Annotated in this window: 13 protein-coding genes and 1 pseudogene; 8 read left to right on the top strand and 6 right to left on the bottom strand. The window is 68.2% G+C overall.

The genetic code is table 11. The features are described 5' to 3' along the window. Positions 1-20 precede the first annotated feature (20 nt). From ACK6C6_RS12640 to ACK6C6_RS12650, 3 genes are all read left to right on the top strand, one after another. Complete coding sequence (locus ACK6C6_RS12640; RefSeq protein WP_409267604.1) at positions 21-875, top strand: endonuclease/exonuclease/phosphatase family protein; 855 nt, start codon at positions 21-23, stop codon at positions 873-875. A gap of 91 nt (positions 876-966) precedes the next feature. Next, positions 967-1404 (top strand): acyl-CoA thioesterase, encoded by a 438-nt coding sequence (locus ACK6C6_RS12645; RefSeq protein WP_409267605.1) that lies wholly within the window; start codon positions 967-969, stop codon positions 1402-1404. A 120-nt stretch (positions 1405-1524) separates the two neighbouring features. Further along, positions 1525-2745, top strand: coding sequence for a DUF1565 domain-containing protein (locus tag ACK6C6_RS12650; RefSeq protein WP_409267606.1), 1221 nt, complete (start codon positions 1525-1527; stop codon positions 2743-2745). A 9-nt stretch (positions 2746-2754) separates the two neighbouring features. Here the strand turns inward: ACK6C6_RS12650 and arsC are convergent, their stop codons facing one another. Then, entirely contained in the window at positions 2755-3102 is a 348-nt protein-coding gene (gene arsC / locus ACK6C6_RS12655) for an arsenate reductase (glutaredoxin) (RefSeq protein WP_409267607.1), read from the bottom strand. Between the two features lie 178 nt (positions 3103-3280). Here arsC and ACK6C6_RS12660 point away from each other — a divergent pair, with 178 nt between their 5' ends. Further along, a complete protein-coding gene (locus tag ACK6C6_RS12660) occupies positions 3281-3913 on the top strand; it encodes a 1-acyl-sn-glycerol-3-phosphate acyltransferase (protein ID WP_292040993.1) in 633 nt (210 codons plus the stop codon). A 4-nt stretch (positions 3914-3917) separates the two neighbouring features. On the opposite strand, the pseudogene ACK6C6_RS12665 reads toward ACK6C6_RS12660, so the two are convergent. The 3 genes and pseudogenes from ACK6C6_RS12665 to ACK6C6_RS12675 all read right to left on the bottom strand — a co-directional run bounded on the left by ACK6C6_RS12665 (position 3918) and on the right by ACK6C6_RS12675 (position 8997). Continuing rightward, a pseudogene (locus ACK6C6_RS12665) lies at positions 3918-5711 on the bottom strand (DUF1302 domain-containing protein). A 130-nt stretch (positions 5712-5841) separates the two neighbouring features. Beyond that, positions 5842-7485: a SulP family inorganic anion transporter gene (locus ACK6C6_RS12670; RefSeq protein WP_409267608.1), complete on the bottom strand. Its 1644-nt coding sequence runs from the start codon at positions 7483-7485 to the stop codon at positions 5842-5844. A gap of 42 nt (positions 7486-7527) precedes the next feature. Then, the gene (locus ACK6C6_RS12675) at positions 7528-8997 is read right to left on the bottom strand and encodes a diguanylate cyclase (protein WP_409267609.1); all 1470 of its coding nucleotides are present in this window, start codon (positions 8995-8997) and stop codon (positions 7528-7530) included. A gap of 175 nt (positions 8998-9172) precedes the next feature. Here ACK6C6_RS12675 and ACK6C6_RS12680 point away from each other — a divergent pair, with 175 nt between their 5' ends. The 3 genes from ACK6C6_RS12680 to ACK6C6_RS12690 are packed head-to-tail and all read left to right on the top strand — an operon-like array spanning position 9173 to position 11455. Continuing rightward, a complete protein-coding gene (locus ACK6C6_RS12680) occupies positions 9173-10138 on the top strand; it encodes an SDR family oxidoreductase (RefSeq protein WP_409267610.1) in 966 nt (321 codons plus the stop codon). A gap of 9 nt (positions 10139-10147) precedes the next feature. After that, positions 10148-11218 (top strand): Ku protein, encoded by a 1071-nt coding sequence (locus ACK6C6_RS12685; protein WP_409267611.1) that lies wholly within the window; start codon positions 10148-10150, stop codon positions 11216-11218. 3 nt (positions 11219-11221) lie between these two features. After that, positions 11222-11455 (top strand): hypothetical protein, encoded by a 234-nt coding sequence (locus ACK6C6_RS12690; protein WP_409267612.1) that lies wholly within the window; start codon positions 11222-11224, stop codon positions 11453-11455. 25 nt (positions 11456-11480) lie between these two features. Here ACK6C6_RS12690 and ACK6C6_RS12695 read toward each other — a convergent pair whose 3' ends face one another. Then, positions 11481-12554: a S41 family peptidase gene (locus ACK6C6_RS12695; protein ID WP_409267613.1), complete on the bottom strand. Its 1074-nt coding sequence runs from the start codon at positions 12552-12554 to the stop codon at positions 11481-11483. 80 nt (positions 12555-12634) lie between these two features. Beyond that, positions 12635-13207 carry a hypothetical protein gene (locus ACK6C6_RS12700; RefSeq protein WP_409267614.1) on the bottom strand — a complete coding sequence of 191 codons (573 nt, stop codon included), beginning with the start codon at positions 13205-13207 and terminating at the stop codon, positions 12635-12637. Between the two features lie 147 nt (positions 13208-13354). On the opposite strand from ACK6C6_RS12700, the gene ACK6C6_RS12705 reads away from it, so the two are divergent. Then, complete coding sequence (locus ACK6C6_RS12705; RefSeq protein ID WP_409267615.1) at positions 13355-14806, top strand: App1 family protein; 1452 nt, start codon at positions 13355-13357, stop codon at positions 14804-14806. The last annotated feature ends 54 nt before the right edge of the window (positions 14807-14860 follow it).

Below are 14860 nucleotides of genomic sequence, written 5' to 3' on the forward strand. Positions count from 1 at the left end.
GGTCCAAAGAAAGGACCACCATGTTCAAGCTCGTCACCTGGAATATCCAGTCCGGCCGCAGCCCGGACGGCAAGACAGATCTCGACCGTATCATCGCATGCCTCGACCGATTTTGCAGTTTTGACATGCTTTGTGTGCAAGAAGTTTCGAGCGGCTATACGGCGGACGCCGAAGACCAGTTCGCCATGCTGCGCGAGCGCCTGCCCGGCTATACCGGCTTCGAGGCCATCGCCTGCGATACCGCCGCTGCCGACGCCGCCGATGCTGCGCGCCGCCGCTTCGGCATGATGGTGTTCTCGCGCCATCCGGTCCTGCAGGCCCTGCGCCACTCCCTGCCCTGGCCATCCGAGCCCGAGGTCATGAGCATGCCGCGCACAGCACTCGAACTGACGGTGGCGGCGCCCGGCGGGCCGCTGCGCGTCGTCGCCATGCACCTCGAGTACTTCTCGCAGCGCCAGCGCATGGCCCAGGTCGAGCGCCTGCGCGACCTGCACCGCGAAGCCAGCCTGCATGCGGCCAATCCGCCGGCCCCGGGCCGCGGGCCCTTCGCGATGCCGCCGCGCGCCATGCCGGCCCTGCTGGCCGGCGACTTCAACATGCTGCCAGGCTCGCCCGAACACCAGCGCCTGCTGGCGCCGTTCGGCGACGGCGTCCATCCCTGGCGCGACTGCTGGCAGCTGGCCCAGCCGGGACGGCGCCACGCGCCCACCGTGGGCCTGCACGACGCCAGTCCGGAAGCCTGCGCTCCCTTTACTTTCGACTACGTGTTCGCGAGCGCCGACCTGGCCGAGCGGGTGCGGCGGGTGCGGGTGGACGCCAGCGAACAGGGCTCGGACCACCAGGCACTGCTGGTCGAGCTGGATTGGGACGCGTGAGGCGTCAAGACACCCGGCCCGGCGCCGGGTCGTACAATGGCGGTGTCGCGGCCGCATGCCGCCCGAAGCGTTTTTGCATCACGAGGTCACATTGGACTGGGATTACCCGCGCCCCTACACCCTGCCCGTCACGCCGCAAGCCGGCGACATCGACGGCCTGAACCACACCAACAATGCCGTCTACGTGCGCTGGTGCGAGCAGGCCGGCTGGGCCCATTCCGAACAGCTCGGCCTGTCGCTGGACGATTACCGCCGCCTCGACCGCGCGATGGCGATCCGGCGCGGAGAATACGACTACCTGCTGCCGACCTTGCTGGGCGAGTCGCTGACCCTGGCCACCTGGCTGGTCGCCGGCGACGGCAAGCTCGCCATGCAGCGCCGTTTCCAGCTGCTGCGCGACAGCGACGGCGCCACCGTCCTGCGCGGGTGCTGGGACCTGGTCTGTATCGAGATCAGCAGCGGCCGCCCGCGCCGCATGCCGGCCGAGTTCATCGACACCTACATGCCGGCCGTCGTGCAGGCCTCTTGATCGCCGAAGCGCCGATGCGCCGTGTTGAGTGTCCTCAAAGTAGACCTTGAGACAACCGGCCTCCCTCCCGCTTGTGCTGGGTCAAACTGACTCCGTCACGTCCGTTGCCACGAGAGAGAGATGCGCCATTACCCGTTCGTCGCTGCCTGGCCCGCCAAACGCCCGCTGTTGGCCGCCCTGCTCTTCATCCTGCTCGGCGCCACGGTGCTGTCCGGCTGTCGCCTGCGCGAGCCCGGCCAGGAAGACCTCGTGATTCCCGAACTGGTACGCACGCACCTGTACGTGGCGCCATCCGGCTCGGACAGCAACCCGGGCACCCGCGACGAACCCTTCCGCACGCTCACCCGCGCCGCCCAGGCCGTCACCCCCGGCACCACGGTGCACGTCGCGCCCGGCACCTACTTCGGCGGGATACGCACCAATACCCATGGCACGGCGGAGGCGCGCATCGTCTTCGAATCCACCGAGCGCGGCGGCGCGCGCCTGGTGCCGCCGCTCGACTCGCGCCAGCCGGCGGCCTGGGACAACCGCGCCAACTACCTCGACATCATCGGCTTCGAGATCGACGGCGGCCAGTACCAGAGCGGAATGAAGTGGCTGAGCGGCATCTACAACGGCGGCTCGCACAATGGCATCCACCACAACCACATCCACCACATCGGCAACGACGTGCCCTGCGAGGCCAAGGGCGGAGCCGGCATCGGCGTCGACAGCTACTACAAGGGCAGCGACGCCGAAGTGGTCGGCAACAACGTGCACGACATCGGCCCGCCCGAGTGCCGCTACATGCACGGCATCTACGTCAGCACCACGGCCAGCGTGCGCGACAACATCATCTACCGGACATCGGGCGCCGGCATCCACCTGTGGCACGACGCCAGCAAGGTAACGATCCGCGGCAACACGGTGGTCGGCTGCGGCACCGGCATCGTGGTCGGCGGCGGCGACTTCTATCACAGCACGGGCCCCAACGACCATACGCACACGGCGAACAACATCGTCTACGACAACGGCCACGGCATCATGGAACAGGGTGCGACCGGCCAGAACATCAGCTACCGCAACAACCTGGTGTACCAGAACGCCGGCGGCGACTGGAAGCTCTCGGCGGGACGCCGGCACAGCGGCACCGTGGCCGCGGCGCCGCTGTTCGCCGACTACAGCCGGGCGCTCGCCACGCCCGACTTCCGGCTCCAGCCGGGCTCGCCGGCAATCGGCAAGGGCCTGCCGCCGGATGCCGGCGATGCGGTCGCGCTGCGGCCGCGGAGGCCGATCGATATCGGCGCGGTGCCGTATACCGACTCGGAACCGACGGGCGGGCCGGCGCCGGGTGCGCAGTAAGGCCGGTGCTTAAAGAATCTCGTGCACCAGCTCGAAAGGCCGGCACAGGCGCACACCCTTCGGCGTGACCACGAAGGGACGGTTGATCAGGATCGGATGCGCCGCCATCGCATCGAGCAAGGCGGCGTCGTCGACGCCGGGCTGGTCCAGGCCGAGTTCAGCGAACAGGGCCTCCTTGCTGCGCACGGCCTCGCGCGGGCTCAGGCCGGCCGCGGCAATCATCGCTGCGAGCTGTTCCAGTGCGGGCGGCGCCGACAGGTAATCGACCACCTGCGGTTCATGGCCGGCTGCGCGGATCTCTGCCAGGGTGTTGCGCGAGGTGCCGCAGCGCGGATTATGGTAAATCGTGATATCCATCTGTTAAATACTCTTCAATATTGGCGAAAAACTAGCGGCATCATAACCACACCTCATGTCTGGCACCAGCTTTTTTGCTTGTTCCTCGCTCCAGCTCGCTATAGAATTCGACGCTTATTTTTCCGGTAGAACACAAAAGCTGCCCGAAAAAAAGCGTTTGAACCGCGACGGAGAATCGATGAGCGAACACCTGCTGCGCCCCGCAGCACTTCCCACCTGGGGCCAGCGCACTGCGCTTCGCCTGCTGAACCTGGCCGGCTGGCAGGTGCACTTCAAGCCCCTCCCGGGACCGCACGGGATCGCCGTGGTCTATCCGCACACCTCGAACTGGGATTTCCTGGTCGGCCTGCTGGGAAAATGGGCGGTCGGCTTGAAGTTCCGCTGGGTCGCCAAGGATTCGCTGTTCCGCGGCCCGATGGGCAGCATCATGCGCTACTGGGGCGGCATCGCCGTCGACCGGCGCGCCTCGATGGGTGCCACCCGCCAACTGGCCAAGACCATGCTCGACTCGTCCTGGTGCTGGATCGGCATCACCCCGGAAGGCACGCGCAGCTACCGCCCGCACTGGAAGAGCGGTTTCTACCACCTGGCCGCCACCGCCGATGTGCCCCTGTTGCTGGTCTACATCGACTACCGCGCCAAGGTGCTCAGCGTGGTCCATACCTTGAAGCTGAGCGGCGACCCTGAGCGGGACATGGCCGCCATCGCCGCCGTCTACGAGGGCCGCCAGGCGCTCTATCCCGACCAGGCCGCGCCGATCAAGCTGGCGCCGCCGCGCGATCCCTCCGAGCCGCAACGCCGGCGCGCTTGAAGCCCTAAAAGCGCAGCCCGAGCGCCACCGAGGCCGTATCCCGGTCCGCCGCCGCGTTGTAGTCCCCAGCCCACGAGGGCTGGTAGCCCAGCTCCGCCAGATAGCGCTGCCGGTACTCGAAGCGCAGCGCGAGGTTGGCGGACTTGCGCCCCTCGTTCAGCAGCAGGTCGCCCGACCAGCCCTTTACGTCATGCACGAACAGCAGGCTGGCGCTGCCCGCCAGCCCGGGCGCCAGCCGTGGCAGCCGCCCATCCAGGCGCAGCCGGTAGCCCCAGGCCTGCGGCGTCGCGTAGCCGCGCAGGCTGCACTGGCGCGCCGCATCGCGCGTGCTCACCGCGCAGTTGCCGTGGACCGCGCCAGCCCCGAAGCTGTCCCCGCGCCCGTAGCGCAGCACCGACGGATCGGGCAGGCCGCGCACGCGCTTGCCCACCACCTCCGCGCCGAACGCCAGCTCCATCGCGCTCAAGGTCCATTCGCGGCGCACGCCGGCCTGGGCCTGCCACATCGCATACAGGTCGTAGCCGTGGAAGACGCCGCCCGGCGGCACCGCATCGGCGCGCGCCCGCAACAGCGATGGCGCCGTGGCGCTCAGAAAAGGCGGCAGCACGTCGCCCGGCGCGAGCATGAACGGCAGCGCGGGGCGGTACGACACTTCGCCGTGGATGCTGGTGCCGGCGCGCTTGCGCGAGAAGGTCGCCGCCGTGATGCGCAGGCCTTCGGTGTATTCGGTGAAATACGCCATGTTGCGTCCGTCCGGATCACCGGGCCGCAGCGCCGGGCCACCGGGGCGCAGGGTGCGGCGCAGGCCAGGCAGCGGGGTGCGCGCATGATAGCGGGCATGGTACACGCCGAGCTCGAGCCCTTGGTCGGGGCGCCAGGTGGCGCCGAAGCCGAATTCCTTCGCTTTCGGCGTCAAGGTCGGCAGCCGCTTCTGGTAGACGCCGAGCGCGGTGCGGGCGCGGTCGCTCACCAGCGGCTGTCCGCTCATGACACGGTCGCACCCCTCCACCAGGTAGTCGCTCATCGACCACAGCGTGCCGCAGGCGTCGAGCGCGGACGGGCGGAAGGCGCTCTGGTAATAGGCTTCCAGCGCAAGGCTTGAACCGCGGCCGGCTCCCGGCTCGATGCGCCCGAACAGCATCGGCCGCGGCACGATGCCCTCGTTCGGGATCGGGGCCGCGCGGTGCAGCCCGGGCTGGTCGCGCGGATTGAGCGCTTCGAGCCCGCCCGGCGTCATCGAGCGCTCGCCCCAGGTCGTCGATTGCTGCCCGATGCGTCCCAGTACCGGCATCCCGGCCAGCTCAGCCTTGCCCTCGATCCAGGCCTCGAGCAGCGCGACACCGGAAAAGCGCGACAGCCGCGGCATGCCCCTATCCGACAGCGGCGCACCCGCGCCGTAGCCGTTGACGACGTTGCTTCAGGGCCGGCCGTCGCGCGCCAGCCCGGCATCGTGCCACGCCTTGATACGCACCAGCCCCGACCAGTTGCCGTCCGCCGCCGCGATGTCGAGCAAGGCACGGATCGCGCGCGAGGCGGCCTCGTCCCTGGCGTAGTTGGTATTGCCGTCGTCGGCGTTGCTCCCGTTACCGTAGCCTATCAGGCCAAGGGCGGGGGCATTCACGTTCGTGAGGAGATCAGGATCCCGGTCCTGCACCCGGTAGACGTTGCCGGCCATCAGCCGGCCGCTGGCCTTGACCTCGGCCGCCTGGGCCGGTCCCGCCGCCAGCGCGGCAAGTGCGATCGCCGCGCCTGTCCTACGAACGGCAACGCGGGTTGCCGGCGTCTCATCTCGGGTCATCCCTGCCCTTATCCGATTCGGCGCGTGCGCTCCAGGCCCAAGCCTGTCGCACCTGATTTGATATTGCGCCTGATCAATCGTAATGACGGGTCGACACGCTGTCAATACAGCGTTGCTATTCAGGAACTAGTCATGCGGCCGGCCCGGGCGCCAGTTCGTCCCAGGCCATGGCGGCGCTCAGGAACAGGCGACCACCCAGCGCCTGCAGCAGCGTGCTGTGCTTGAGGCGGTCCATCACCGGCCCCTTCACCTCGGCCAGGTGCAGCAGCACCCCGCGTTGGCGCAGCGAGGTGTTCAACTCTCCGAGCCCGAACAGGGCCGAGGTGTCGATGGCGTTCACCGCCGACAGCACCAGCACCAGGTGGCGCGTGTCAGGGCGCGCCGCGAGTTCGTCCTCGATGCGTTCGTTCACCGCCTCGACGTTCCCGAAGAACAGCCCGGCGTCCACGCGCAGCATCAGGAGGCCCGGTGCGGTCTCGGCCGAATAGCGGTCCACGTTGCGGAAGTGCTCGGTGCCGTTGATACGGCCCAGCACGGCGATGTGGGGACGGCTGGCGCGCCAGATCAGCGCCCCCATCGACAAGGCCACGCCCACCACCACGCCCGCTTCCACGCCCAGCACCAGCACCCCGGCGCCGGTGGCCAGCAGCGCCGCCGCGTCGGCGCGGTCGTAGCGCCACGAGGTGCTCAAGGTCGACAGGTCGAGCATGCCGAGCACCGCGACGATGATGGTCGCCGCCAGCACCGGCAGCGGCAGCAGCGCCAGCCAGCCGGTCGGGGCCACCAGGGCGAGCGCCAGCAGCGCGGCCGTGATGATGCTGGCCAGCTGGGTGTTGGCGCCGGCGGCGAAGTTCACCGCCGAGCGCGAGATGCTGCCGGTCACCGGGAAGCCGCCGCTGAGGGCGCTGCCGATGTTGGCCGCGCCCAGGCCCACCAGTTCCTGGTTGCTGCCCAGCTTCTCGCCGCGCTTGAGCGCCAGCGTCTGCGCGCCGGACATGCTGATCAGGAAGATCATGAAACCGATCAGGAGCGCCGGCTGCAGCAAGGCCTGCCAGTGCCCGCTTGACGTCGCCAGGTTCAGCCCCGGCAGTCCCGCCGGTACGGAGCCGGTGGTGGCCACGCCGAGCGCTTCCAGCTTCAGCAGCGGCACCAGCGCGGTCGCCCCGATCACCACCAGCATGGGCGCCAGCTTGGCGCCGATGTCGGCCGCCACCGGCGGCAGCCCGGTGCGGCGCAGGCTGCCGGCCATGTAGTGCCGCGCCCAGACCAGCACGGCCAGCGCGCCCAGTCCCAGCGCCGCGCTCGGCCAGTGGACGGCGGGCGGCATGGCGCCCAGCAGCGGCCGCAGCTGGCCCCAGGCGATCAGGAGCGCCGAGCCGAGCGTGAAGCCGCTCATCACGGGACGGGAAAAGAAGTTGGCCAGGAAGCCGATGCGCAGCAGGCCGCAGGCCAGCAGCACAACCCCGGACAACAGCGCCAATTGCGCGGCCAGCACGCCATACAGCGCGCTGCCGGGCGCCGCCAGCGGGGCCAGGCTGGAGGCCGTCATCAGGGAGATGATCGCCATCGGGCCGACCGACTGGGTGCTGCTGGTGCCGAACAGCGCGTACAGCAGCGGTGGCACGATACTGGCGTAGATCCCGGCCACCGGCGGCAGGCCGGCCACCAGCGCATAGGCCATGCCCTGGGGGATCATCATCATCGCCACGACGATGCCGGCGCTGATGTCGCCCGGCAGCATCGAACGCCGGTAGTGCTGCAGCCACTGAAGCATATGGTATTGCCCGACAGAAAAGCCGCTAGCCTATCATGCGGCTTATTGCATCGCCAGTTCGACGCAGTTGCGCCCTGCCCGCTTGGCGCGCGCCAGCGCGGCGTTCACGCGCACCGCCAGCGAATCGCCGTTTTCCAGTTCGCCCAGCTGCGCCACGCCCAGGCTGACCGTGACGCGGTCGCAGCCCGGGATCTCGGCGGCTTCGATGGCCGCGCGTAGCTTCTCGGCCATTTTCAGGCCGTCGATGGCGCTGGTGTGCGGCGCAATCACCTGGAACTCCTCGCCGCCCGAGCGCACCAGCACGTCGCTCGAGCGCAGCAGGGCGCGCGCGGTGTCGGCCACGGTGCGCAGTGCGATATCGCCCACCGGGTGGCCGTAGGCGTCGTTGACGTTGCGGAAGCGGTCGATATCGAAGGCGATCAGGGCCAGCGGCGTGCGGTAGCGGCGGGCGCGCTTGATCTCCTGTTCCATCAGGTATTCGCCATGGCGGCGGTTCGCCACGCCGGTCAGGGCGTCGAGGGTCGCCAGCTGGGTGACCCGGCCGAGAAGCTCCTCGCTTTCGCGCATCAGCTCCGCCATGCGCAGCCCGAAGGCGGCCAACTGCGCCAGGTCGTCCAGGGCGGACAGCTGGGCGCCAGAGAGCGGGCGCGCGTCCCCGAACAGCAGGCAGAGGGCGCCGCGCGGCGCGCCCGGACCCGATGCCGGCACCGGCACGCCGAGCACCATCTGCACGCCCTGGGCACGCAAGGCTTGCGCGAGCAGCGGCTCGCCTGCCTTGTCGACGGCATCGAGCAGCACGGTCGCGCCGCTGGCAGCGGCCAGCAGTCCGGGAAAGGCATGGCGCAGCGGCGCCTGCAGCAGGCGCTCGCCGCGCCCGAGCACGGCGGCCAGGTCGAGCCCAGCGCGCCCGTGCTGCGCTTCCAGCCGCAGATCGCCGCCCTCGTGGCGCTGGAACATCGCGGCATGCACCACGCCGGGCCAGTCCAGCAGAGCCAGGCACAGGCGCTCGCCGAAGCGGATGCTGTCGTCGGCCTCGGCCAGCGCCCCCTGGGCCCTGCTGCGCACCGCCAGCAGCGCCGCCAGCTCCGCCTCGACCGGACCGGCCGCGGGGGCCGGCGAGAACGCGGCGCGCAGGCCTGCGGCGACTTCGCGGCACAGCTCCTCCGGCCCGAGGGGACCGATCACGTAGGCCAGTGGGCCATGGGCCATCAGGGCCGGCAGCCAGCGCGCATTGCCGAAGGGGCACAGGACCAGCACCCGCCTGCCTTCGCGCTGCGCCACCAGCTGGCCGAGCGCCGGCAGGTCGATGCCGATCTCGAAGCACTCGAGGTCGAGCACCAGCACGTCGGCCGGCTGCTGCGCCAGCATGGCAAGGGCCTGCTCGGCGCCATCGGCCACGCGCAAGGCGTCGAACAGTCCGGCGCAGGCTTGCTGGAACGCGCTGCGGCGCTGCCCGGCCGGATTGACGAACAGGCCGCTGCACGCCTGCCCTGCGCCTTCCTGCTGAGACATCCCTTCTCCTTTTATTTCCTGGCGAGCCAGTTTGCGAAAAACGCTGGCAAGTTTGCCATAAAGCCATGGGAGGGCATAGTGAAGAATTGTCTCCGTGTGTGTGGGAGCGCACCGTCCGGCACGGAGCGACGCGTCGATACTCTACGGGTCGATTGAACGTTCACGGGAGTACGCAATGGCACACCAGGATGACGTGGCAAAGGAGCAGAAGGCGATCCAGAGCCGCCAGGACCAGCAGGACGGCAGCATGCAGAAGGCGGAGAACGACGAGGCGGTGCAGACCGGGATCCAGCAGCCGGCTCCGCCGATGCCCGAGCAGCATCTCGCCAAGCCGGGCATCGAGGCCCAGATGGAGATGAAGCCGAAGTTCATGGCGGAACAATACAAGGGCAGCGGCAAGCTCGAAGGCATGAGCGCCATCGTCACCGGCGCCGATTCCGGCATCGGGCGTGCGGTCGCGGTGCTGTTCGCGCGCGAAGGCGCCGACGTGGCCGTGATGTACCTGAACGAACACGAGGACGCCGAAGAGACCAGGCGCTGCGTCGAGGCGGAAGGCCGGCGCTGCGTCACCATCGCGGGCGACGTCAAGGACGCCGCATTCTGCAAGGACGCGGTCGAGAAAGTGGTCGCCGAATTCGGGCGCCTCGACGTCCTCGTCAACAACGCGGCCTTCCAGGAACATGCCAGCTCGCTGCTGGACATCACCGAGGAGCGGCTGGACGAGACCTTCCGCACCAACTTCTACGGTTACTTCCACATGGCGCGCGCGGCCCTGCCCCACCTCAAGGAAGGTTCGTCGATCATCAACACCGGTTCGGTGACCGGCCTGAAAGGCTCGAAGAAGCTGCTCGACTATTCCGCCACCAAGGGCGCCATCCACGCCTTCACGATGTCGCTCGCGGCCAGCGTGATCGACCAGGGCATCCGCGTCAACTGCGTGGCCCCGGGCCCGGTCTGGACGCCGCTGAACCCGGCCGACCAGGCGCCCGAGGACATCAAGGAATTCGGCGCCAGCACCACCTTCAAGCGTCCCGCCCAGCCGGAGGAACTGTCGCCTGCCTACGTGTTCCTGGCTTCGCCGGTGTGCTCGGGCTACATCACGGGGGTCATCCTGCCGGTGACCGGCAAGGTAGGCGAATAAGGAGGAGTTATGCCGCGCAGCATGTGGAAAGGTGCGATCAGCTTCGGGCTGGTGCACATCCCCGTCGATATGTACCCGGCGGTCGACAACAAGGGGCTCGACCTGACCATGCTCGACCGGCGCGACTTCTCGCCGGTCGGCTTCAAGCGCTACAACAAGGGCAACGGCAAGGAAGTCTCCTGGGACGACATCGTCAAGGGCTACGAGTACACCAGCGGCGAATACGTCGTGCTGTCCGACGAAGACCTGCGGCGCGCCAACCCGGAGGCGACCCAGACCATCGACATCCTCGCCTTCGTGGATGCCGAGGACGTCTCGCTGCTCTACTTCGAGCAGCCCTACTACCTCGCCCCCGGCAAGGGCGGCGACAAGGTCTACGCCCTGCTGCGCGAAACCCTGCGCAAGGCCGGCAAGATCGGCATCGCGCGCGTCGTCATCCGCGTCAAGCAGCACCTGGCGGCGCTGGTGTGCGTGGGCGACACCATCGTCATGAACACGCTGCGCTACGCCGACGAGATCCGCGACGCGGGCGACCTCAAGATTCCCACGGCCGACGACAAGAAAGCCCAGATCACCGACAAGGAACTCAAGATGGCGATGGCCCTGGTGCAGGGCATGGCCGAGGACTGGGATCCCGAGCAGTACCACGACACCTACCGCGAGGACGTGCTGGCCCTGATCGAGAAGAAGGTCAAGGCGCACCAGACCAAGACCATCACCATGCCCGAGCCGGGCGAGACGAAGCGCGAGACCGGCAAGGTCATCGACCTGGTCTCGCTGCTGCAGGCCAGCCTCGGCAAGAAACCCGGCAAGGCCGCGCCCGACGAGGATGACGACGACGAACCGCCGCCGCCGAAGAAACGCCGGCCCGCTGCCGAGGACGAGGACGAAGAGGAAGCCCCGCCTCCGCGTGCCCGCAAGGCCGCCGCCCACGGCACCGACCGCGTCGCCGCCAGCGGCGCGGCGCCGAAGCGCAAGACCGCCACCAAAGCCGCGGCCAAGCCGGCGGCAAGGAAGACTGCCGCCAAGTCCACCGGCGCACCATCGACGGCCGCTCCGCGCCGCAGGAAGGCGGCGTGACGGATGGATGAATTCATCGACCTCCTCCAGTGGCCGGCGATGCTGGTCACCCTGTTCGCGGCCTACCTGATCGGCTCCAAGCGCGCCGAGCGGCGCGTGTTCGGCTTTTCCATGTTCATCCTCAGTAACGTGCTGTGGATCGTGTGGGGCATCCACGACGAGGCCTGGGCCCTGATCGTCCTGCAGGCGGCGCTGATGTGCATGAACATCCGCGGGATCTTCAAGAACGAATCCTGAGGCCGGCCGTCCCGGCGCGGCTTTGTCAAGGTGCGGCGGCGGCGAGCGTGGCGCTTCCCTGGAGCCGACGCCGCATCATGTCCCTGGCCACTCCCAGCGCCTGGTCCGGCGCCGCCGCGATATCCGGCTTGACGCCGGTTCCTTCCCAGTTGGTGCCGGTGATGGGACTGATGGTGCGCTTGTTGGGGATCTGTGCGAAGAAATGCTCGCCGATGCGGTAGAAACTCATGGGGTGGGCGCCGCCCCAGGTCCGCTCGCCGATCACGGTGGCGCGCTTCAGGGCCTGCATCGTGTACGCGAAGTCTTCGCCGGCGGACGCCGTGCGGGGGCCGACCAGGATCAGGACCGGTTTGCTGCCGCCGTAGCGTTTGCCGGCGAGCTTGTCGTGCGTCCAATGCTGGACCGCATTGCCGGTCTCGCGATCCCAGATGTCGTTGAGGCGTGTCGACCGGTCGACGAAATAGCTGATCAAGAGGGCCACCGCTTGCGGATCGCCGCCGTCATTCTTGCGCAGGTCGACGATGAGGCCCTCGGTATCAGCGAGTTCATCCATCGCTGCACCGAACTTGTCGGCGACCGGGAGGGCATCGGGGAAGCTGGTGATTTTCAGGTAGCCGACATTGTGGCCGAGGCGTTCAAGCTTCACTGCACGGGCTGCCGTGCGGCGCATCATCAGGCGCTCGATAACGTTGGTGCGCTGCTCCCACTCCGCTTGCGTCGCCGCCGGAGCCGCTCCCATGTCGCCCACCAGGTCCAGTCCGGGAGCGAAGCGCACCTTCAGGTGCAGGTCTTGCGCGACGCCATGGATATCGGCCGTGAGCTGCTGCGCCAGCCGATAACCGTCCCTAATTTTTTCGTATCTGCCTTCCCGCTCGCGCTGGCGCAGGACTGCCTCGAACTGCCTCGCCTTCTCGGGGAAGACATAGTGATCGTTCAGCTTCGCCACCAGGGCATCGATCATCGCGGTACGCATCGCACGATCGACCATTACCACCGGCCGGGGCTTGAATGCCAGCCAGAACACGGCCAGCACCAAGAAGACTGCTATCACCGTCACTATTCTTTTCATTGTTTTCTCCGCGTGGACGAGCATTTCCATGAGCGAGACAATCCGGCACAGGAAGAATAGCACAGCAATTGCCATCCCCTGGCAATATTTCTTGCCAGGAGATCGCAGACCTAGCGCGTTCGGGTCACATGGGCATCGCGCGCGGCGTGCCATCCCAGGCGCGCCGCGATGATGCGGCGGTACGCGGTATCGATGTGCGGCGGGGTGCAGCGCACGTAGCGCTCGGCTTGCGCACGTTCCTCGCCCGGCAGGCAATCGAGCGTGCGCACCACTTCCTCGGGCGTCGGCACCCGTCCGGACTCCCCGTCGAACTTGGCCGGCAGCGCCGTCCACACGGCGGCGTCGAGACGCATGCGCGCCAGCCAGGCGACGATGCGCTCGTCGCTGCGGGCTCCGCCCACTGACGGGATGCTGCCGATGTAGTCGGGCCGCCCCGGCGCGATCTTCTCGCGCTCGCCCAGCATCGCCCGCGCCGCATCGAGGTCGGAGACATCGAGATAGGCCCAATAGGTCGGCATCGGGCGCGCGCCTTCGCACAGCACCAGGGCGACTTCCGCGCTGTCGTCGCTCTTGCGCACGAACTCGAGCGGCAGGCGTGGACCGCCGGGATGCCAGCCCGAGGCCAGCTTGAGGGGGGCGGGCTTCCACAACAGGGAGCCCCAGGCGATGCATACGATGTTCATGGTCGGCCGGCGGTGTGAGGTAGGCACTCCAGCTTGCCAGAGAAGCGTGGCGTGCACAAAGCGTGCACCACAATTGTCTCGTAGCGTGCGTGCCCTTCGCCGCGCGTGCGCGATACTTGGCATATCCCGACTATGCCAGATGCGACCATGCCCAACAGCGCCATGCCCTTCCTCGTGTTGACCCGTGCCGGTTTCGACGACATCGCGGCCAGGGTCGACCTCGGCAAGGCCAGCCTGTTCCTGAATCCCGGCCTGCTGTCGGAAACGGACATCGCGCGGCTGCGCGAGATGGGCACGGCGGTGCATGTGATGGCCACGCCGGTCGATCCGATGAAACCCCAGCAGGTGCAGCAGGCCCTGCTCCTGACCCGCACTGCGCGCGGCAGCGTGTGGGTGGAACGCGGCACGCCGCGGTCGGCCACGTCTACCGACAAGCTACAGGCGGCCAGGCAGGAGGTCGTGCCTGCAACGCCGCTGCGCCAACGCCTGGCCCGCACTGCCGGCGCCTTCGCCAGCGCCGCCCTGAGGCGCCTGGCCGCGCCCGAGCAAGGCCGGCGCCTGATGGCCGTCCCCTACCTCGGCTTCGGCAATGCCAGGCGCGTATGGCTCAAGGGCCGCCTGCTGGACGAGGCGGCCTTCCGCGAGCAGAGCGACACCGACAGCGGCTGGCAGAACCTGGTGGCCCTGTACCGCCGGCTCGAATCGGATGAGGTGGCGGGTGCGCGCGTGCTGGCGCACTTTGCCGGCGCCACCCACGAAACTCACACGGATGGGGGCGGCTACTTTTCCTTCGACTTCGTCCCCGCCGCCGAACTCGGCGGCGGCTGGCACGCGGTCGAACTCGAATTCCCGGACAACCTGCAGCCCGACGGCCAGCCGCTGCGCGCGACAAGCGAGATCCGCGTCCCGGCCGCCAGCGCCCGCTTCGGCATCATCAGCGACATCGACGACACCGTCCTCTGGACCAATGTCACCAACAAGCTGAACATGGCGCTGATGCTGGCCCGCACCAACCACCATACGCGCAAGCCCTTCAAGGGCGTGGCCGGCTTCTACCGCGCCCTGCGCGACGGTGCCAGCGGCAGCGAGGACAATCCCCTGTTCTACGTCTCGAGCAGCCCCTGGCACCTGTTCGGGCCCCTGGTCGACTTCCTCAAGCTGCAGGACATCCCGCTCGGGCCCCTGCTGCTGCGCGAGCTGAGCGTGCGCCAGGTCCTCAAGATCAACGAGCACGGCAACCACAAGCTCGAACAGATCGAGCGCATCCTGGATTTTTATCCCGGCATGCAGTTCGTGCTGATCGGCGACAGCGGCGAACAGGACCCCGAGATCTATGCCGAGGTCGTGCGCCGCCATCCGGGCGCCGTCAGGATGATCTACATCCGCAACGTCAACCCCGATCCCTCGCGCATCGATGCGCTCGACCGCCTGATCGACGAAGTGAGCGCCACCGGCACCCAGCTGGTGCTCTCGCCCGACAGCGTGTTCGCCGCCTCCCACGCCGCAGCCGAGGGCCTGATCGCGGTCGACCGACTTCCCGGGATCCGCTCGGACAAGCGCGAGGACGACAACGCACCCCCTGCAAAGACGGGATTGTGAAAAACTATCAAACTGATTCAATAAATCAAATTTATTAATTCCCCGTTGAGCCAT

The sequence above is a fragment of the Massilia sp. BHUDP2 genome (assembly GCF_046236355.1).
Classification (GTDB): Bacteria; Pseudomonadota; Gammaproteobacteria; order Burkholderiales; family Burkholderiaceae_D; genus Telluria; species Telluria varians.